Genomic DNA, 18,303 nt, shown 5'->3' with positions numbered 1-18,303 from the left:
CTGGGCGCATGTCGCAGACCTCTTTCCGTCGGGTGCTCGCCGTGCCCGAGTTCCGCGCCCTGTTCGTCGCGGAGATCCTGTCGATCCTCGCGCTGGTCGCGGTGCAGATCACCCTGTCCGTCCTGATCTTCGACCGGACGGGATCGCCGCTGCTGTCCTCGTTGGCGTTCGCGTTGGGATTCCTGCCGCATTTGTTGGGCGCCTCGTTGTTGTCGTCGGTGGCCGACCGGTTTCCGCTCAGGCGGGTGATGGTGGGGACGCAGCTGATCAGCGGCGCGGTGATGGCGTGCATGGCGGTCCCCGGGACGCCGGTGCCGGTGATGTTGGCGTTGTTGGTGGTGAGCGGGACGATCGCCCCGGTGTACTCGGGGGCGCGTTCGGCCGCCCTGGCGGACGTGCTGGGCGGGGAGGGGTTTCCCCTGGGGCGTTCACTGCTGCGGATCGCGGCGCAGACCGCTCAGATCAGCGGGTTCTCGTTCGGTGGCGCCCTGATGTTGGTCGCCTCGCCCACGACCGCGCTGTTGGTCGCGGCGGGGTTGATGATCGGGTCCGCCCTGTTGGTGGCGGTCGGCACCGAATACCGCCCCGGGCGCGGGGGTTCGGGTGGGTTGGTCGCCTCCTCGCTGGGAGGGGTGCGCGACGCGTTGCGGTTGCCGCGGCTGCGCGCGGTCTTCCTGTTGAGCTGGGTGCCGGCGGCGCTGTTCGTGTGGCCGGAGGCGTTGGCGGCGCCGTTGGCGGCGGGCATGGGCGGCGGCCCGATGTTGGTGGCGCTGTTGTTGACCGCGGGGCCGGTGGGGACGGTCGTGGGTGAGCTCGCCGCCGGGTCGTTGCTCACGGCCGAGGCGCGCCGCAGGTGGATGCTGCCGTTGGCCTTCGTGTCCTTCCTGCCGATGATGTTCTTCGTCTTGGACCCGGGTCCGGCGTTCGCGGTGGCCGTTCTGGGGCTGGGCGCTTTGGGCTGGGGTTACACGTTGGCGCTGGACGCGCTGCTGTTGGCGGAGACCCCACAGGAGCTGCGCGGGCGCGTGTTCGCGCTGGGTTCGGCCGGGCTGATGATCACCCAGGGGGTGGGGTTCGCGCTGGCCGGGGCGGTCGCGGAGTTCCTACCGACGCACCTGGTGGTGGCCATGGCGGGGGCGGGCGGCGTGCTGTCGGTGGCGTTGTTCGGCCGCCGGTTCTTTCGCTCCAGGGAAGTCCGTACGGCTATCTAGGTTGCGATCCTAACTAGGTTGCTTTACCGTCTAGGTAGATACCGGACCTAGTTCCAAGGGTGATGAATGGATCGACGATCGAGCTGGCTGAAGGGGGTGCTCGACCTCCTCGTGCTGGCCGCACTGACCGACGGCGAGAGCTACGGCTACGCCTTGGCCGCGAGCTTGGACGACGCCGGCTTCGGCCGGATCAAGGGAGGCACCCTCTACCCGGTGCTCAACCGGTTGGAGGAGGCGGGGCTGGTCGCCGCGGAGTTCCGCGCGGCGGAGAAGGGACCCGGACGGCGCTACTACCACCTGACGGACCAGGGCCGTGAGGTCCTGGCGGATCAGGGCGCCGCCTGGTTGGAGTTCGACGCATCGGTACGCGAGGTTCTGAGGAAGGGCGGGGTCCGATGAGCTACCTCGACGAGTTGGCGACACTGCTACGGGCCCGTGGGGTCCCCGAGCAACGTCTCAAGAGCACCATCGACGACCTCGCCGCGTTCCTGGCCGACGGCGATCTGGACCCGGCGCGGGAGTTCGGTCCGGTGAGAGCGTTCGCCGACGACCTGGTGGGCGAGGAGGGCCCCGAGCCCGATCCCGAGAGCCTGGTGTGGGCGGCGGACTCCTTCGCGGCCACCGAGCGGCTCAACGAGATGGGCGCCCAGGGTTGGGAGGTCGAACGGGTGGATCGGTACGGCCGGTTCGTCAGCCACCGTGGTGAGGACCCGCAGGTCTGGGAGTATCGCCAGGAGATCGCCCCCGGACGCCGTGAACGGAAGCGCCTGACCGAGAACCTGGCTCCGGAGGGCTGGGAGATCGCCGGACACTACTTCACCTTCGCCTACTTCAAACGGTCCCGGGCCGCACTGGTCGGGCCCGCCGCCGAGCTGGACGAACGCCCCGAGCCCAGCCGTAAGCGGTTCTTCTGGAGCCCGCCCGGCCTGCTGCTGATCGCGGTCGCCCTGGTGGTCCTGGCGATCTCCCTGTTCGATCTGGGCGGAACCCTGTGGGAGGGGGACACCGCCGACCGGATCGCCACGTTGGCCGGAGCCGGGGTCGGTGCGCTCGTCGGCATGGGAGCGGTACTGGGTGTGTTCTGGCTGTTCGCCAGACTGCGTAACCGCTGACCGTGACCACCCGTGGCGTGTCAACGCCGCGGACCCGTAGACGATAACGATCCGTGTGACCGGCAAGGGCTTCGATGTTGGAGTCACCGGTCGGCGACCCTCTCGCCGTGACCGCCGGGGTCCTGGTCCGGGGTAGGAAGGGCCGGGGGTGAGCGCTCTCCTGGGGTCAGCGCACCTCGGTGAGGGGGCCGAAGTGGGCGCGGGTGTCCTTGACCAGGGAGGCGAGCATGCTCTCGGTCAGGGGACGCCCCAACTGCAGGGCGCTGTCCAGTCCCTGCCACGGGGTGAACGCGAAGGACCACACGAGCTTGCTGCCGCCGGCGAACGGCAGCACGTGGTAGTCCTCGGCGAACGAGCCGAACAGCGGGAGCGTGCCCTCGGTGGCGTAGAAGGACTTGCGGCGTTCGGCCTCGTCCCAGCGGAAGAAGTGCTCGCGCATCCGGTAGGCGCCGAGGACCCGGGCCTCGCGGATGGTGCCCACACCATAGGGCGGCTCGGTGGTGTGGTGCACGTCTCCCAGCGCCCGGCACCAGGACAGTGGCCGGGGTGAGGTGAGCTCGGCCCAGACCTCGTCGGGCCCGGCGGCCAGTTCCAGCCCGACCCGCCAGCGCATCGGGGCGGATTCGAAGTAGCTCTCGTCGACGGGTTCGAGCTCGTAGCGGAAGGCGCTCACGGGGCATCCTCTTCGTCCGGGGTTCCTTGGGCGAAGGTACCAACTCCCCTGGGTGGGGAGCTCCGCCGGAAGTTCCTCGGGTGGATCCGACGGGGGCGCCACCGCTCGGTAACGCCCCCGTCGGATCCGGGTCCATCACTCCTTGGTGGCCCCCACCAGCCACGCGATCTTGTGGGCCGTGAGCGACAGGCTGCCGCTGTTGCCCAGGTGGACCCCGAACGATGCGATGAACGCGTAGTCGTGTTCCCGGCGCTCACAGATCACGTCCTCGACCGCGTGGACGGACTCCGGGTTGTCGACGCGTAGGCACAACCCCGACTCCTCCACCACTTCCGCACGGACTTCGTAACGGGACAGTTCACCGGCGAGCTTGCCGAGGTGCTCTCGCTCTTCGGAGGGCGCTTGGGTCGGCTCCTGGTCGTTCACCTGTCTCGACTGGGCCATGACGGATCCTTTCGTGACGAGCACGGCGCATTCCTCGATGCCCTGTTGACAATTGTCGCTCAGAGACAAGTTACTCATCCGTACCGTGCTCACGACACGCCGTTAGCCGACCCACCTGCCCCGATACATCACGTCCGCGACCGAAAGGTCCTCATTGAGCACCAGCAGGTCGGCGTGGCCGCCGATCTCGACCCGCCCGACCTCGCCCAGGCCCAAGGCGGCCGCCGGCACCGAGGAGGCCGAACGCACCGCCTCCTCGACCGGCACCCCCACCGCGACCGTGTTGCGCACCGCCTGCGGCAGCACGATGGTGCTGGAGGCGATCGCCCCGTTCTCGACGAGGCGTGCCTCGCCGTCCTGAACCCGGACCCGAAGATCGCCCAGGGTGTACTCGCCGTCGCCCAGGCCGGTCGCCGACATCGCGTCGGTCACCAGCGACACCCGTTCTGGCCCGGCGGCGTCGAAGACCAGGCGCGCCGCCCCCGGGTGGACGTGCACGTTGTCCAGGATCAGCTCCACCGTCACCCGCTCGTCGCCGAGCACCGCCGCGATCGGCCCCGGGTCACGGTGGTTGAGCGGCCGCATCGCGTTGTAGACGTGCGTGGCCACGGTCGCCCCCGCGTCGATCGCGGCGAGGGTCTGCTCGTAGGTGGCCTCGGTGTGCCCCACGGCCGCCACCACGCCCGATGACACCGCGGCGCGGATCAACTCCAGGGCGCCCGGCAGTTCCGGGGCCACCGTGATCATCCGGACGTGCCCACGCCCCGCCTTGACCCAGGCGTCGAGCTCCGCGGTGTCCGGGTCGCGCAGCAGGTCCGGGTCGTGGGCGCCGCACCGCGACTTCGCGATGAACGGCCCCTCCAGGTAGATCCCGGCCAGTGTGCCCTCCTCACACGACTCGGCCAACGCCGAGACCTGACGGAGTGTCTCCTCGGGCGAGGCCGCGACCAACCCGCCCACCACGGAGGTCACCCCCGACCGTCGGTTGAAGGCGACGATCTCGCGCGCGCCCTCCGGGTCGGCCTCGGGGAAGGCGTGTCCCGCTCCGCCGTGGATGTGGGTGTCGACCAGTCCCGGGGCGACCAGTCGCCCACCGAGGTCGTGGTGCTCGCCCGGACCGGGGTCGCCGGTGCCGAGCTCGGCCACCCGACCGTTCTCGATCCGGACCCAGCCGTCGTGGGTGCCGTGGGCCGTCACTACGCGCGCGCCGGTGAGGGTCAGGGGTACGTGGGCCATGGGTGGGGCTTCTCCTCCTGCTGCGGGTCCCGCCGCGACGGGTGCGACGGGCGCTGTGTGTCGTAAATTACATTCGTGTGACCGCGAGGTTTTCAGGGGGTCGTGCGCACCTTCTCCAAGCGACGTCTTCCCAGGGAACGCAGGGTGATCCCGCATTCTGGGACGAGCGTCCGAGAGGTGGACCGGTGCCAGTGAGGCCCGGAGTCCCCTCGGGAGAGGCACCGGCACGCATTGACGATAGTGGCCGACTCGCCTCATGATGGAGACATGTCCGCCGGTGAGCTGCTTGTCCAGCGCCTGCACGTCGACCTTCGACAGCAGGCGAGCGCGCTCTGTCGTAGCTAGCGCCTTGCGGGGCCCGTGCCCCGCGCCACGGGTGTATCCCGTGCCCTCGTGCCCCTACGCAGACACCGGACGCTCGGCTCCCACTCCATGGGTCCACGGATCTTCACGGTCCGAATGAGCACTCCCACGCGATGCGGACGCGAACCCCGACGCCGGACCACCAGGTCCCGCGCCGCGCGCCGACTCGCGAGGAACACGGTTCTACTCCGGTGTCCCGCTTCCGATCACCGCCCCCCGCGTTCCCTTCCGGTCGATCCCGGCTCGCTCAGACCGAACCCAGGAGTTCTCCGCATGACTCGCTTCACCGTGCTCGTCGCCGCACCCCGTTCCCATTCCTCCGTCCGCTCCGCCGCGCTGCGCGCCGCCACCGAGGTCGCCGTCCGCGCCGGCGTGACCACCACGCCCGATGTCATCGACCTGGCCGACCTCGGTGCCGACCTGCTCGACGACTCCTCCGCCGCGGTCTCCGAGGCGCTGGAGAAGGTCGGTGCCGGTGACGTGCTACTCGTCGCCTCGCCGCAGGTGCACGGCACCTACACCGGCCTGCTCAAGGTCTTCCTGGACCGCCTGCCCGAGCTGGGTCTGGGCCACACCGTCGCCATCCCGCTCGCCGTCGTCGAGGACCTGCGCAACAGCCACGGCATCGAGGAGGACCTTCGCGTCCTCCTGGCCGACCTCGGCGCCTGGGTCGCCGAGCCCGGTCTGATCCTGTCCAGCGACGAGACCGGCGAGCCGGAGAGCGTCGTTCGGGCCTGGGCCGACGTGGCCGCGCCCGGTCTGCGTCAGGCCGTCTCCGTCGCCGCCTGAGCGACGAAGCGATGAGGGCCCCGCCGTCCGTGGCGGGGTCCTCGGCCGTCCGGTCACCGGCTCCGGTCACCGGCCGGGGGTGGTAGGGGCGACCGTCCTCACGCGTTGGGGGTGGACTCGCCGCGCAACCGGCTGGTGTCGGCCTCCGCCTGGGCGACGTTGCCGCGCACCAACACCACCACGACCAGGGTCAGGGCGAACCCGCCCACCCGCAGGGCCATGGTGAGCGGGTCCTCGGGCAGGCTCTCCCCGAACAGGAGCGTGCCCGCCACCACGGTGAACACGTTGCCCACCACGTTGGCGACCGGGGCGGTGATGGAGGCCCGGGAGCGCTGCAGGGAGGTCTGGAAGAGCACGATGCCCACGGCCCAGCCCAGCGCGTACAGGTACGGGTAGGGCGACAACAGGGCGGGGCCGATCGCGGCCCACAGCCCGTGGTCGGCGAGGAGGCCGCCGAGGCCCTTCCCCTGGAGCCCCGCGCTGCCCTGGGCGAGGCCGGCCGCGGCGCCCATGGCGGCGGCCGAGATGTACTTCCCTCGTCCCCCGACCACGCTCATGACGGCCACGCAGGCCAACACGGTGCCCACGCTGACCACGACCAACAGGGGCGTGTCCGCGGTCGTCCCGGTCTCCGCGCCGTCCACCGTGGACAGGCTCAGCAGGCCCAGGGCCACCGGCATCACGCCGAGCGCGACGTACTCGCCTCGGGTGATCCGCTCACCGCGCACCAGTGTGATGACCAGCAGCGTCGTGGCCACACCGGCGGCGAAGGCGGGCTGGGAGACCGACACCGGAGCCAGACCGAGGGAGACGATCAGGCCGACGCTCCCCAGGGCGGCGAACACACAACCGAGAACCCATTTCGGATTACCCAGCAGTACCCTGGCGAGGTGAAGCGGACGGTTGATCGAGATCGACTCGGAGCCGTGCAACGCACGCTGCTCCACGGTCAGTCCGATCGTGTAGACCACCGCTGAGAACAGCGCGACCAGGAGTCCGATCACGAGGAGGAGGCCTTTCGGCTCGGCGCTCCGTGACCCAGACGGGCCCGAAGGTTGACGGCCTCCATATAACCAGTTCTAGTCTTGTCTGGCGAGTGACGCCTGAGGTCCTGTCTCAGCAGGGTGGATGTCACTCGTGGGTCGAATAGGAACCTGTAACTACCGCTAAGCGCCGCGGCGAGAGATGGGGCACGGTGCAGGACCCGGGCGACGACGACACCCCCCAGGAAGAGGACGTGACCGAGACACCCGGGACCCCCCGGGGCCGGGCATCCGGGAGCGAGACGGAGAGTTCTCGCCCGAGCGCTTGGCGAGACCGGCTTCCCACGTGGACGAGCCGCGAGTATTGGCGTGGATCCACCTGGCGAGACCTCCTGCGCCCCGGCCCGTCGACGAGCCGATTCCGCGGCCTGTGGGAGCGCGGAGGTTCGCGCTTCGAACCCGGCCCGTTGGGGCTGCTCGGCGTCATGCTCGCCGCCATGGCCGTCACCATGTTGCTCCTGCAGACCGGTTCGGGCGGCCTCGGAGCGGAGGGCGACGAGCGGGCCGAGGAACCGGTCGCCGTGCCCGGCCCGCCCGACGGGGAGCTGCGGATCATGCCGATCGGCGACTCCGCGACCCAGGGCAGCAGCGGGGACCACACCTGGCGCTATCACCTGTGGTCCCACCTGTCCGACCAGGAGATCGACTTCGACCTGGTCGGACCCAACGACGACCTCTACTCCCTCGCCGACGAGGACTTCGGCGCCCACGACTACGCCGACCCCGACTTCGACACCGACCACGCCGCCCGTTGGGACGCCACAGCCCAGGAACTCGCCACCGACGTCGCCGGCGTCGCCGCGGAGTACGACCCCCACTACCTGCTTCTCCTGGCCGGGACCGAGGACATCCTCAACGGAGGGGAGGCCGATCACGCGCTGGACGGCATCGCCGAGATCGTCTCCACCGTGCGGGTGGTGCTCGGTGAAGCCCGCTTCGTGGTCGGCGAACTGCCCGAGGTGGAGGGCACCGACGACGACGGCCGGGTCAACCGGGAGATCGAACGGTTCAACATGGGCCTGGTCGACCTCGCCCAACAGCTGACCTCGGCCGAGTCGCCCGTGGTGGTCGCCCAGACCGCCCGGGACTACACCCCCGCCTTCGACAACTGGGACGCCACCCACCCCAACGTTCGCGGTGAACTCAAGATCGCGGCGGCCTTCGCCGACGCGCTGGCCAGGCCCCTGGGTGTGGGCGGCGAGTTCCCCCGGCCCTTCCCGGACCTGTCCACCGGGCCGCTGACCGCGCCCGAACCCGAGTACGAGGAAACCGACGACGGTCTCCTGCTGTCCTGGGAGAACGTTCCCGGAGCCACCGACTACCGCGTGGTGCAGCGCCGGATCGAACCCGCCCCGGACGACCCCTTCGTGCTCCCCTTCGACGTGGACGTCGACGACGAGCGAGGCTCCGTCACCGTCGAGTCGCTGTTGAGCGGTGCCCGCTACGAGTTCGTCGTGCGACCCGTCAAGGGCCGCGACGAGGGAGTGGAGTCCGAACCGCTCCGGCTGGTCTGGGACGACGACCCGCCGCCGGGCCCGAGCGGACTGGGACTGCGGGACGACGGGGCACTGCTCGTCTGGGACGAGGTCGAGGACGCGAGCCACTACGAGGTGTGGGTCCGTCTCCTGGAGTGCACCCCGGGGGACTCCTTCCGGCGTTCCCGCGACACCCCGCCCGTGGCCGGGGACACCACCACGACCATCGACGACGACCAGAACGTCGGGGGAGGGGAACCGGACCCACCGCGGCCCAGCCCCTCCGAACCACCGCCCACCCCGCGCCCCGAGCCGGAACCGGCCCCCGCGCCCACGCCGCCGCCGTCGAGCCCGCCGCCCGCGCCGGGTTCCACCTGTTCGCCGCGAGACGACCGCGGGCCGCGGGACGGCGAGGGCTGGCGCACGCTCGGTTCGACGGGGGACCGGGCTCGGTGGCGGGTCACGGTGTCGGGCCCCTACGAGGTCGTGGTGCGTTCCTATCGTGACTACGTGGAGGGCGGTTACTCCGCGAGCCTTCCGTTGGTGGACCACTGATGGCCCTTCGCCGGGCGCACTGGGGCCTGGGGGCGCTGGTGGCGTTCCTGGCCCTGGGGCCCGCGCTGGGGCCCGGCCATGTCCTGCGATACGACATGGTCTTCGTGCCCGATCTGTCCCTGCGGGCCGTGCTCACCGGCGCGGACGGGTTCCCCCGGGCGATCCCGAGTGACGCGGTGGTCGCGGCACTGTCCACGGTCCTGCCGGGCCATGTGGTGCAGAGCCTGGTGCTGGCCGCGGTGTTCGTCCTGGGAGTGGCCGGCGCGTTCCGGCTGCTCACCGGCCTGGTGTACGGGAAGGGGGCGGTCCCCATGGCCGGCCTGGCCGCGGGTGCGGTCGCCGGAATCGCCTACGTGTGGAACCCGTTCGTGGCCGAGCGTCTGCTGTTGGGGCAGTGGGCGGTCCTGCTGGGATACGCGGGGTTGCCCTGGGTCCTGGCGGGGGTGGTCCGTATGACCTCGCTTGGGCCCACCCGAGGTCTCGCCGGGATGGTGTGCGCCCTGGTGCCCGCCGCGATCGGTGGGTTCTCCTCGGTGCTGCTGAGCGCGTTGACCGCCGGTCCGACCTCGCTGCGCCGGTGGCGGGACGCGGGCCTGCTGATCCTGGCGCTGATCCTGCTGTCGTCGCCCTGGCTGGTGCCCTCGCTCCTCAGCGGCGCCGCCACCGACCCGGCCGGAGTGGCGGCCTTCGCGGCCCGCTCCGACACCCCGTTCGGCGCGTTCGGTTCGCTCCTGCTGCTCGGCGGGGTGTGGAACGCGGGGGCGGTGCCTCCCGGATACGGAGAGCCCGTCACGGCCGCTCTCAGGGTCCTGGTGGTGACGGTCGCGCTCATCGGCTGGGTCTGGTGGTGGCGACGGGCGCGTCCGGTCGTGGCGGTGGGGTTGTCGGTGTCGGCGGCGTTGGGCCTGTTGATCGCCCTGGCGGGTGTGCTCGCCCCGGGGCCCCTGGCCGCGCTGATCGACCTGTGGCCCGGCTTCGGGCCGCTGCGCGACGGGCAGCTGTACGTCGCGCCGCTGGCCCTGTTGCAGTCCCTGGGGCTGGGCGCGATCGTCCTGTGGGTGCTCCGAGCCCTGCCCGAGACGACACCGGTCGAAGGGCCGCCGGTGCCCGGCATGGGTCGGATGGTGACCGTGGTGGTCCTGGGGTTGTCGCCGGTGGTGGTGCTCCCCGGGCTGTTGTGGGGTGCCGGCGGCGGGCTCGCGCCCGTGGAGTACCCACCGGCCTGGCGTGGGGCACAGGCCGCGGTGGCCGCCGACGAAAGCCCCGGCGCGGTCCTGGTGCTGCCCTGGAGCGCCTACCGGGGACCGGACTGGTCCGGGGAACCGGTGGTGGTGTTGGACCCGGCCACCAGACTGTTCGATCGGCGCACGCTCTGGAACGACGACCTGAGGGTCGGAACTCCGGACGGTGGGACCGTGGTGGTGACGGGGGAGGACCTGCGGGCGCGGCAGGCCGCCGAATCACTCGACCTCGACCCCGAGACCGCTATGCCGCGGATCGAACCCGCCGAACTCCCCGAACTCCTGGGGTCGATGGGCGTTCGGTACGTGGCGGTGTCCGCTCCGGTCGACCACGACCTCTCCGACACCGATGGGCTGTCCCCCGTGGTGGAGGGGGGCGACATGGCCCTGTTCGAGGTCGACGACGAGTACGTCGAGGCGACACCGGAGAGTGTGTCCGTTCCGGTCGTCGCCGGCGCTCTGACCAGCCTGGGAACCATCGTCTGGGCGGTGTTCACGGTCGCCCGGAGAGAACCCCGCCATGGTGATCCGGTCGAGGGGGCCGCGGTCGGGGCCTGACCGTCCCGCGAGGGCCGGGGCCGCTTTTTCGGTCACTTTGAAACGGGTTCTGGTTTCATCGTCGATCCCGTTCTCACCAGGTGATCCAGGCCACTCGGCCGCCCCTGACCAGCATATGGATGCGTGCAAAGTGCACATTTCGGGGTTGGAAGTTACCGGAGGGTTAGTTACAGTTGGGGCAACCATCTGGTCTGTAGCTAGATCAGGTTCTAGTCTCGGTTTCCAGCGCCCCGGGCCAGAACGGTTCGGAGCGTGCGGAAGGAGATCCTCAAGTGATCAAGGTAATCGCCGCCTGCGTGATCGGCGCGGCTCTGGCGGGAGGTGCCACCGTGGTGGCCACCAACCTCGCCACCGAGTCGACCGCGACCGCTGAACCGGTGAACGAAACCCTCTACAACTACGGCGACCGCTAGGTCTTCGGGTTCGCGAGGTCCGGCGGGCGCCTCGCGACCTGCGGGGCGCCCCACGCCCCTGGTCCCCGGTGATCCGAACCCGACACACCGCCGTCCCCTCGCGATCACGATGGTCGCCCCACCCCACTGACGTCCGGTCCTTGGGCCTGTTCAGCAGCACTCCCCGCCCCCGAGTGTTCGCTCAGAGCGATATCTCGCTCGCTCGGCGTAGGCAGGCCCGGGTCGGGCACCGCGCGGAAGGAGAGCGTGTGGTCTTCCAGAAGGTCCCCCGCCGGGTGGAGCCCGGAGTCGTCACGGTCACCACGGGTCCGACCACCATCCCCGCCCCCGCACCGGCGGAGGCCGAAGGGTCCGCGACCGCCGAACCGGTCGCGACCGACGGCCCCCCGACCCCCATCGACCTCGGTCCCCGTCTCGACGGTGTCCGGATCGTCATGATCAACTGGCGCGACCCCTGGCAGTCCACCGCCGGTGGCGCCGAGGAGTACGCCTGGCGGATCAGCCGCCACCTGGCCGAACGTGGCGCCATCGTCACCTTCCTGACCAGCCGCGAACCCCACCAGGCCCGGGTCGAGACCAAGGACGGCATCGTCATCCGCCGCATGGGCGGCAAGTTCACCGTCTACCCGCGCGTGATGGCCTGGCTCGCCCTGTGGCGGCGCGAGTACCACCTGGCCTTCGACTGCATGAACGGCATCCCCTTCCTGTCCCGGCTGGTCCTGCGCCGGAGCACGAAGGTCGTCAGCGTCGTGCACCACGTCCACGACCTGCAGTTCAACGCCTACTTCTCGGCGCCACTGGCCTGGTTCGGGCGCTTCGTGGAGTCCACCGTCGCCTCCCGGGTCTACCGGAACTGCACCACCGTCACCGTCTCGGAGTCCTCCCGGGCCGCCATGCGTGACAAGCTCGCCTGGCGTGCGCCCATCGAGGTCGTCCACAACGGCGGGCCCGCCCTGGCCCCCCTGCCCCCCGCGCCCGAGCCCGGCACCGCTCCCGCCCTGGTCAGCCTCGGTCGCCTGGTGGTGCAAAAGCGGGTGTCCCGCGTGGTCGACCTGGCCCGCTCGCTGGCCGACGACCACCCCGGGTTGAGCGTGCACATCATCGGCCGCGGCCCCGAGGGGGAACACCTCGCCGAACAGATCGGGCGCGACGATCTGCGGGACCGGGTCGACCTGCACGGATTCCTCTCCGAAGAGGACAAGGAAGCCGTCCTGTCGTCCTGCCACCTGCACGTCACCGCCTCCGAGTTCGAGGGATGGGGCCTGACGGTCGTCGAGGCAGCACGGCTCGGAGTGCCCACGGTGGCCTACGATGTGGACGGATTGCGCGATTCGGTCCGTGACGGAGAAACCGGATGGCTCGTCCGAGAGGGCGAGACCCTGGAGGACGTCGTCTCACGGGCCCTGAAGGAACTGTCCGACCCCCGGCGCGCCGAGGAGGTCCGCCGCGCCTGTCGCGCCTGGGCGTCCCGGTTCACCTGGGACGCGAGCGGCGCGCGGATGACCCGCCTCGTCGCCGCGGAACTCGGTATCGATTCCCCCTTGACACCCCCTGACCCGGCAGCAGGCAAGAAAGCGAAGATGTGACTTCGGCGGAATCCACCGCCAGGCGCGAACCGGAGGATTCCACGACACCGTCCGCCCCCGGCGGGTTGGACCAGAGGCTGCTGGCGCGCCTCAAGGTCCTCGCGGTGTGTGTGCTCCTGGGCGCGCTGGCGGCGAGCATCGACCCCGGCCGGATCGTCAGCGACACCAAGATCGACCTGACGATCAACCCCTTGGGGTTCATGGAGCGCGCCCTGCACCTGTGGGACGCCTCCTACTTCGGGCAGCTCCAGAACCAGGCCTTCGGGTACTTCTTCCCCAACGGCCCCTTCCACCTGCTGTTCGAGGTGCTCGGCATGCCCGAGTGGCTCATCCAGCGCTCGTGGATGGCGGTGCTGCTCATCGCGGCGTTCCTCGGCACCTACAAGGTCGCCGAGGCCTTGGGGCTCGGGACCGTCAACACCCGCATCATCGCCGGCATCGCCTACGCGCTGGCGCCGCGGGTGCTCACGCTGTTGTCGTACAACTCGGCCGAGCTGCAGCCCATGCTGCTCATGCCGTGGATCCTGTTGCCGCTCATCCTGGGGGCCGAACGCCGATACCCACCGGCGCGCATGGCGTTGCTGTCGGGGCTGGCGTTCCTCATGTGCGGCGGTACCAACGCCGCCTCCGAACTGGCCGTCCTCGTCGTTCCGGGCCTGTACCTGTTGACCCGCGCCAACGGCCGGCGCAAGTGGCGGCTGATCCTGTGGTGGGCGTTCGGCCTGGTCCTGGCCTCGTTCTGGTACATCGTGCCGCTGCTCATCATGTCGCGGTACGTGTACTCGTTCATGCCCTACACCGAGGACGCCGGCGTTACCACCGGCATCACCTCGCTGTTCAACGCTCTGCGCGGCACCTCGAACTGGATGGGTTTCCTGCCCGACATGGGCAACACGGCCCTGCCCTCGGGGGCGGAGCTCTCGCTCACCCCATGGCTGGTGGCGGTCACCGCGCTGGTCGCCGGGCTCGGTCTGGCCGGACTCATCAACCGGCGTACCCCCGAGCGCCTCTTCCTCATCAGCAGCCTCCTGGTCGGCACGGCCATCGTGGTCGCCGGCTACACGGGTGACCTCACCGGCCCCTTCGCCGCGTCCATGCGGGAACTGTTCGACGGCGCGCTCTCCCCGTTCCGCAACGTCCACAAGTTCGACGCGCTCATCCGGCTGCCCATCGTCCTGGGGCTGGCCCACCTGCCCGTCGTGGTCGCCCGGGACCGGGCCGACCGCTCGGGCGTGGTGGTCTCGGCGAAGGTGCGCCGTGCCGTCGCGGGCGGCTCCGCCGCGGTCTTCCTGGTCACGCTCGTGCCCATCGCCACGGTCGGCATCGCGCCCAAGGGCGGCTTCGAGGAGATCCCCGACTACTGGTACGAGGCGGTCGACTGGCTGGAGGAGCGCTCCGACGAACGCGGCATGACCATGGCGCTGCCCGGCTCCGCCCGCGGCGAGTACGAGTGGGGGCGTCCCCTCGACGAACCCATGCAGCCGTTGCTGTCGGGGGCGTGGACCAACCACCAGATCATCCCGTGGGGTTCGTCCGGGGCCTCCCGCATCACCCACGAGATCGACCAGAGGGTCTCCTCCGGGCGGGGATCCCAGGGACTGTCCGACACCTTCGCCCGGCTCGGGGTCACCCACCTCCTCGTCCGGAACGACCTTCAGCGCGTGGGCAACAACGGCGGCTGGCCGGCCCGCGTCCACCAGACCCTCCAGAACTCGCCCGGCATCACCGAGGCCGCCGAGTTCGGCCCGGTCATCGGTTCCCTCGACCACCGTTCCGCGTCCCAGTGGTTCGACCAGCCCTACCCGTCGCTGACCGTCTACGAGGTGGAGGACGCCGCTCCCCGGGTCGGGACCGTGCCCTCCGCCGACACGCTGCGCGTCACCGGTGGTCCCGAGTCCGTCCTGCACCTGGCCGAACAGGGTCTGGTCGACGACGACCGCCCGATCCTGCTCGGCGACGACCCCGGCGCCGACGCCATCGACGGTGAGAACACGATCGTCACCGACACGGTGCGCCGCCGTGAGGTCGTCTACTCCGACGTGCGCCGCAACTTCTCGGCCACCATGACCGAGGACCAGGAGTACGAGCGCGACGTACCGGCCCCGGACGTCATGGAACCGGCCTGGGAGGAGTACGTCGCCCACGCCCGCGACATCGGCATCGCCGAGGTCACCGCGTCCACCTCCGAGGCGGGGGTCGAGGCCCGCCCCGGTGACCGCGACCCGGGCCACGCGCCGCACGCCGCCCTCGACGACGACCTCGGCACCGCCTGGCGTTCCAGCGCCTTCGAGGGTTCCCTGGGCCAGTGGTTGGAGGTCGAGTTCACCGAGCCCCGCAACCTCGACGGGCTGAACGTCGCCTTCGAACAACTGCCCGGCGAACCGCCGCCCTCCCGGGTCGGCCTCATCACCGACAACGGGGAGTCCGAGGTGGCCGTCGCGGAGACGGACGAACCCCAGGAGCTCAACGCCCCGCCGGGGGAGACCACCAGCCTGCGGATCCGGATCGACGAACTCGCCTGGGAACCCGAGTACCGTTTCGGCACCCGGGTGGGGATCAGTTCCATCTCGATCCCGGGTCTGGAGACCTCGCGCACCCTGGACGTTCCCGGTCCGTCCGAGGCGGGGACGCTGCTCTTCACCGGCTCCACCGGTACCGCTCCGGGCTGCATGGAGGGTTCGCACACGTGGGTGTGCAACCCCGACCTGGAGGTGAGCGGAGAGGACGCCGACCGGCTGGACCGCACGTTCACCCTGGCGGAGGAGTCGGCGGGTTCCCCGCACCGCATCTCCGGCGAAGTGGTCCTCACCGACCCCCGGGAGGCGGAGAACGCCGCCAACCGGGCCGGCGGATACCCCCGCGTCACCGGCTCCTCCACCGCGGTACAGCACCCCGCCGCCATGGGCAGGGGAGCGCTGGACGACGACGAGAGCACCGTCTGGTATCCGGACCCCGAGGAGAAGCGGCCCTCGCTCGACATCGACCTCGGCAGTCGGACCACCCTGGACCACATGAAGGTCGAGTTCCCCCGGGCCGACACCGTGATGCGTCCGATCAAGGTCACCGTCGAGGGTGGCGACACCGTCCGAGAGGGTTGGCTGGACGGCAGTGGGCGCGTGGACTTCGCCGAACTCACCGCTTCCTCGCTGAAGGTCACCTTCGAACGCCCCGAGGGTCAGGCCCTGGAGATCGGCACCATCGACCTGCCCGGCGTGGCACCGGTCGAGCCGATCCCCGACGCCGACATCGACGCCTCCACCACCTGCGGCCTGGGCCCGAACCTGAGGGTCAACGATCGGCGCGTGGAGACCCGGATCAGCGAGGGCACCCTCGGCGACCAGCTCACCGGACGTCCGCTGAGCTACGAGACCTGCACCGACCTCGACCTCATCGAGGGCGAGAACCGGGTCGTGGTCGATCCCGGCAACCGCTACCAGGTCCGTTCGGCCCTGGTGGAGACCGCCGACCTGGCCGACACGCCCGCACCCGAGGTCACCACGGCGGAGGTCGACACCCTGCACTCCTGGGGACCCGGCGAGCGCAGCTTCGACGTGTCGGTCGACGAGGACAGCCTGCTGGTGGTCAACGAGAACTTCAACGAGGGCTGGGAGGCCCGGGTCGAGGGCGTCGACGGGCCGCTGGAACCGGTGCGCCTGGAGGGGTGGAAGCAGGCCTGGGTGCTGCCCGAGGGCACCGCGGGCACGGTCACGCTCGAATACACCCCCGACGCCGTCTACCACCGGGTCCTGGCCATCGGCGGCGCGCTCGCCGGACTGTTGGTGCTGTTGGCCCTGTGGCCGCGCCGCCTGCTGCCCGGTGGCCGGCGCTCGGCCACCGAACCGCCGCGTGGCGGCCGTGCCCTGCCCACCGCCGGCCCCGGTTGGCTGCCGCGTCCGGTGGTCCTGCCGCTCGGGTTGGCCTACGGGGTGTGGATCGCCGGTTGGGCCGGCGCGGCCGTGGTCGGCGCCATCCTGCTGGTCATCTGGTGGCTGGCCAGGCGGGCGCCCAAACGCCTGCGCCACGCCAAACCCGGAAGGCCCTCGATGGGCGGCCGGGCGCTGCCGCACCTGGCCGGACCCTGGGTGGTCACGGTGTCGCTGGCCCTGGCCGGCCTGACGACCGCGGTCGGGACCTACCTGTCCGTGTACATGCCCTTCCACGACATCACCGAGACGTTCGGTACCGCGCTGCGCGGCTGGGTGCCGCAGGCTCTGTGTCTGCCCGCGATGGCCCGTCTGGTCCTGGCGTTGGGCCAGCGCGGGGAGGCGACGGAACCGCCGCCCGCCGACACCCCGTCGGCGGAGGACGCCGTGTCCGGGCCTACGGACGCACCACCCTTCGAGGGGCCCACGGCTCCGGACGAGGACGGCGGACCGGGCGGTGGATCCGGCGATGGTCGGGGCGCCCCCGGCGGTGATGGGTCCGGACCCGACGGGGCCAGGCCCGCGCACGACGTCGAGGAGGCCCACAGGTGAGCGTGTTCTCCCAGATGGGGCGTGCGCCGCAAGTGCGCCCCGCCCCACTGCTCCCCGAACCCGGCCGACGCCTGCCCAAGGGCACCCTCTTGGTGGCGGTGGGGGCCTTCCTGGTGACCATGGCGCTGCTGCTGCCGTTCTACGTGCAGGACCGGGTCGCCCTCATGCCCGGGGACGTCACCCGGCAGCTGCGGATGGACGCCCCCGGCGCCACCTACCTGGACACCGCCACCTGGACTCGGCAGGAGGGCGCCGACCTGGACCGGACCACCCGGATCGAGGGCACCGCCCACGGGTCGGACTGGTCGGCCTGGGAGATGACCGTCGACACGACCGACTCCGACCAGGTCATCGACCACTGGAGCCGTCGCGTCATCGTGGACCGGGAGACCGGGCGCGCGGTGAACTGTTGCGGTGAGCACGTCGATGGAGATCGTGCCGTCCGCCAGGCCGGGTTGATCCTGGACTGGCCCGCCGGGGTGCCCGAGGGCGACCACTCCTTCTACGACGCCGAGGTGCGGGCCGCCCCCGCGGTCGTCTTCGAGGAGAACGACGAGGTCGCCGGCCTGGCGGTGCGTCGCTACGTCCAGGAACTGTCCGAGACCCAGGTGCCCGAATCGGCCCGCGACGTGCCCGCGGCCCTGTTCGGGGACTCGGCGGGGACTGTGACGGCCACCCGTTGGCTGGAGTTCGAACGGACCTTCTGGGTGGAGCCGATCACCGGCAAGGTCGTCCACATGACCGAGGAACGTACCGAGACCCTGCGCCCGCAGAACGGTTCGGGGGAGGTCTCGTTGTTGGAGGCCGAGTTCGTCCTCGCCGAGGGACAGGTGTCCTCGTTGGCCGAACAGGCCCGGGTCCGCTCGCTGATCCTGCGCGGGCTGGACGTGTGGGTCCCCTGGACCCTGGGACCGCTCGGCGTGGTCGCGATCCTCGCCGGTCTGGTCCAGGCGCTGCGCTCCCGACCCGAGGACGAGCCGAACGATCCCGGAGAGGGCACGGTGATCGAGAGCGTGGCCGCGCCCGACCCGACCGGGAGGGCCTGAGCCACGCGGGCGGGGACATGGGGCGGGTCCGCGAGGAAAACCGGTGGACTTCGGCCTCGGACACGGGCGAGGATCCGGTCACC

The 18,303-nt window shown here is 70.9% G+C and carries 14 protein-coding genes; 10 read left to right on the top strand and 4 right to left on the bottom strand.

Features of this window, described 5'->3' with window-relative positions:
• Positions 1 to 8 precede the first annotated feature (8 nt).
• The 3 genes from ABZ717_RS00445 (at position 9) to ABZ717_RS00435 (ending at position 2,323) form a co-directional block, all read left to right on the top strand.
• Positions 9 to 1,211 carry an MFS transporter gene (locus ABZ717_RS00445; protein WP_358503248.1) on the top strand — a complete coding sequence of 401 codons (1,203 nt, stop codon included), beginning with the start codon at positions 9 to 11 and terminating at the stop codon, positions 1,209 to 1,211.
• Between the two features lie 66 nt (positions 1,212 to 1,277).
• The gene (locus ABZ717_RS00440; RefSeq protein ID WP_358503245.1) at positions 1,278 to 1,610 is read left to right on the top strand and encodes a PadR family transcriptional regulator; all 333 of its coding nucleotides are present in this window, start codon (positions 1,278 to 1,280) and stop codon (positions 1,608 to 1,610) included.
• Complete coding sequence (locus ABZ717_RS00435; protein WP_358503242.1) at positions 1,607 to 2,323, top strand: DUF2812 domain-containing protein; 717 nt, start codon at positions 1,607 to 1,609, stop codon at positions 2,321 to 2,323. The genes ABZ717_RS00440 and ABZ717_RS00435 overlap by 4 nt, the downstream gene beginning before the upstream one ends.
• Positions 2,324 to 2,489: 166 nt before the next feature.
• On the opposite strand, the gene ABZ717_RS00430 is transcribed toward ABZ717_RS00435, so the two are convergent.
• The 3 genes from ABZ717_RS00430 to nagA form a co-directional block, all read right to left on the bottom strand.
• Positions 2,490 to 2,996, bottom strand: a complete 507-nt coding sequence (locus ABZ717_RS00430; protein WP_358503239.1) for an SRPBCC family protein — start codon at positions 2,994 to 2,996, stop codon at positions 2,490 to 2,492.
• Between the two features lie 135 nt (positions 2,997 to 3,131).
• A complete protein-coding gene (locus ABZ717_RS00425; RefSeq protein ID WP_358503237.1) occupies positions 3,132 to 3,440 on the bottom strand; it encodes a hypothetical protein in 309 nt (102 codons plus the stop codon).
• Positions 3,441 to 3,542: 102 nt separating this feature from the next.
• Entirely contained in the window at positions 3,543 to 4,676 is a 1,134-nt protein-coding gene (gene nagA, locus ABZ717_RS00420) for an N-acetylglucosamine-6-phosphate deacetylase (RefSeq protein ID WP_358503234.1), read from the bottom strand.
• A 636-nt stretch (positions 4,677 to 5,312) separates the two neighbouring features.
• On the opposite strand from nagA, the gene ABZ717_RS00415 reads away from it, so the two are divergent.
• Positions 5,313 to 5,828: an NAD(P)H-dependent oxidoreductase gene (locus ABZ717_RS00415; protein WP_358503232.1), complete on the top strand. Its 516-nt coding sequence runs from the start codon at positions 5,313 to 5,315 to the stop codon at positions 5,826 to 5,828.
• 98 nt (positions 5,829 to 5,926) lie between these two features.
• Here the strand turns inward: ABZ717_RS00415 and ABZ717_RS00410 are convergent, their stop codons facing one another.
• Positions 5,927 to 6,832: a hypothetical protein gene (locus ABZ717_RS00410; protein WP_358503229.1), complete on the bottom strand. Its 906-nt coding sequence runs from the start codon at positions 6,830 to 6,832 to the stop codon at positions 5,927 to 5,929.
• A gap of 233 nt (positions 6,833 to 7,065) precedes the next feature.
• On the opposite strand from ABZ717_RS00410, the gene ABZ717_RS00405 reads away from it, so the two are divergent.
• From ABZ717_RS00405 to ABZ717_RS00380, 6 genes are all read left to right on the top strand, one after another.
• Positions 7,066 to 8,901, top strand: coding sequence for an SGNH/GDSL hydrolase family protein (locus ABZ717_RS00405; protein ID WP_358503226.1), 1,836 nt, complete (start codon positions 7,066 to 7,068; stop codon positions 8,899 to 8,901).
• Positions 8,901 to 10,700 (top strand): hypothetical protein, encoded by a 1,800-nt coding sequence (locus ABZ717_RS00400; protein ID WP_358503223.1) that lies wholly within the window; start codon positions 8,901 to 8,903, stop codon positions 10,698 to 10,700. The genes ABZ717_RS00405 and ABZ717_RS00400 overlap by 1 nt, the downstream gene beginning before the upstream one ends.
• Positions 10,701 to 10,972: 272 nt before the next feature.
• Positions 10,973 to 11,113: a hypothetical protein gene (locus ABZ717_RS00395; protein ID WP_017542507.1), complete on the top strand. Its 141-nt coding sequence runs from the start codon at positions 10,973 to 10,975 to the stop codon at positions 11,111 to 11,113.
• 248 nt (positions 11,114 to 11,361) lie between these two features.
• Positions 11,362 to 12,699 carry a glycosyltransferase family 4 protein gene (locus tag ABZ717_RS00390; protein WP_358503220.1) on the top strand — a complete coding sequence of 446 codons (1,338 nt, stop codon included), beginning with the start codon at positions 11,362 to 11,364 and terminating at the stop codon, positions 12,697 to 12,699.
• Entirely contained in the window at positions 12,696 to 17,174 is a 4,479-nt protein-coding gene (locus ABZ717_RS00385; RefSeq protein WP_358503217.1) for an alpha-(1->3)-arabinofuranosyltransferase family protein, read from the top strand. The genes ABZ717_RS00390 and ABZ717_RS00385 overlap by 4 nt, the downstream gene beginning before the upstream one ends.
• On the top strand, positions 17,171 to 18,220 hold the full coding sequence (locus ABZ717_RS00380; RefSeq protein ID WP_358503214.1) for a DUF3068 domain-containing protein: 1,050 nt from the start codon (positions 17,171 to 17,173) through the stop codon (positions 18,218 to 18,220). Before ABZ717_RS00385 ends, ABZ717_RS00380 begins: the two co-directional genes overlap by 4 nt.
• Positions 18,221 to 18,303: the final 83 nt, after the last annotated feature.

Source organism: Nocardiopsis sp. NPDC006832 (assembly GCF_040635885.1).
GTDB lineage: Bacteria > Actinomycetota > Actinomycetes > Streptosporangiales > Streptosporangiaceae > Nocardiopsis.
The sequence above is the reverse complement of the archived record's forward strand: the minus strand, read 5'-3'. Positions and strand labels throughout refer to the sequence as shown.

Excerpts from the sequence above, each read along its gene's own strand:
- ABZ717_RS00445 (WP_358503248.1), top strand. The coding sequence starts at position 9 with ATGTCGCAGACCTCTTTCCGTCGGGTGCTCGCCGTGCCCGAGTTCCGC.
- ABZ717_RS00440 (WP_358503245.1), top strand. The coding sequence starts at position 1,278 with ATGGATCGACGATCGAGCTGGCTGAAGGGGGTGCTCGACCTCCTCGTG.
- ABZ717_RS00435 (WP_358503242.1), top strand. The coding sequence starts at position 1,607 with ATGAGCTACCTCGACGAGTTGGCGACACTGCTACGGGCCCGTGGGGTC.
- ABZ717_RS00425 (WP_358503237.1), bottom strand. The coding sequence starts at position 3,440 with ATGGCCCAGTCGAGACAGGTGAACGACCAGGAGCCGACCCAAGCGCCC.
- nagA (WP_358503234.1), bottom strand. The coding sequence starts at position 4,676 with ATGGCCCACGTACCCCTGACCCTCACCGGCGCGCGCGTAGTGACGGCC.
- ABZ717_RS00415 (WP_358503232.1), top strand. The coding sequence starts at position 5,313 with ATGACTCGCTTCACCGTGCTCGTCGCCGCACCCCGTTCCCATTCCTCC.
- ABZ717_RS00400 (WP_358503223.1), top strand. The coding sequence starts at position 8,901 with ATGGCCCTTCGCCGGGCGCACTGGGGCCTGGGGGCGCTGGTGGCGTTC.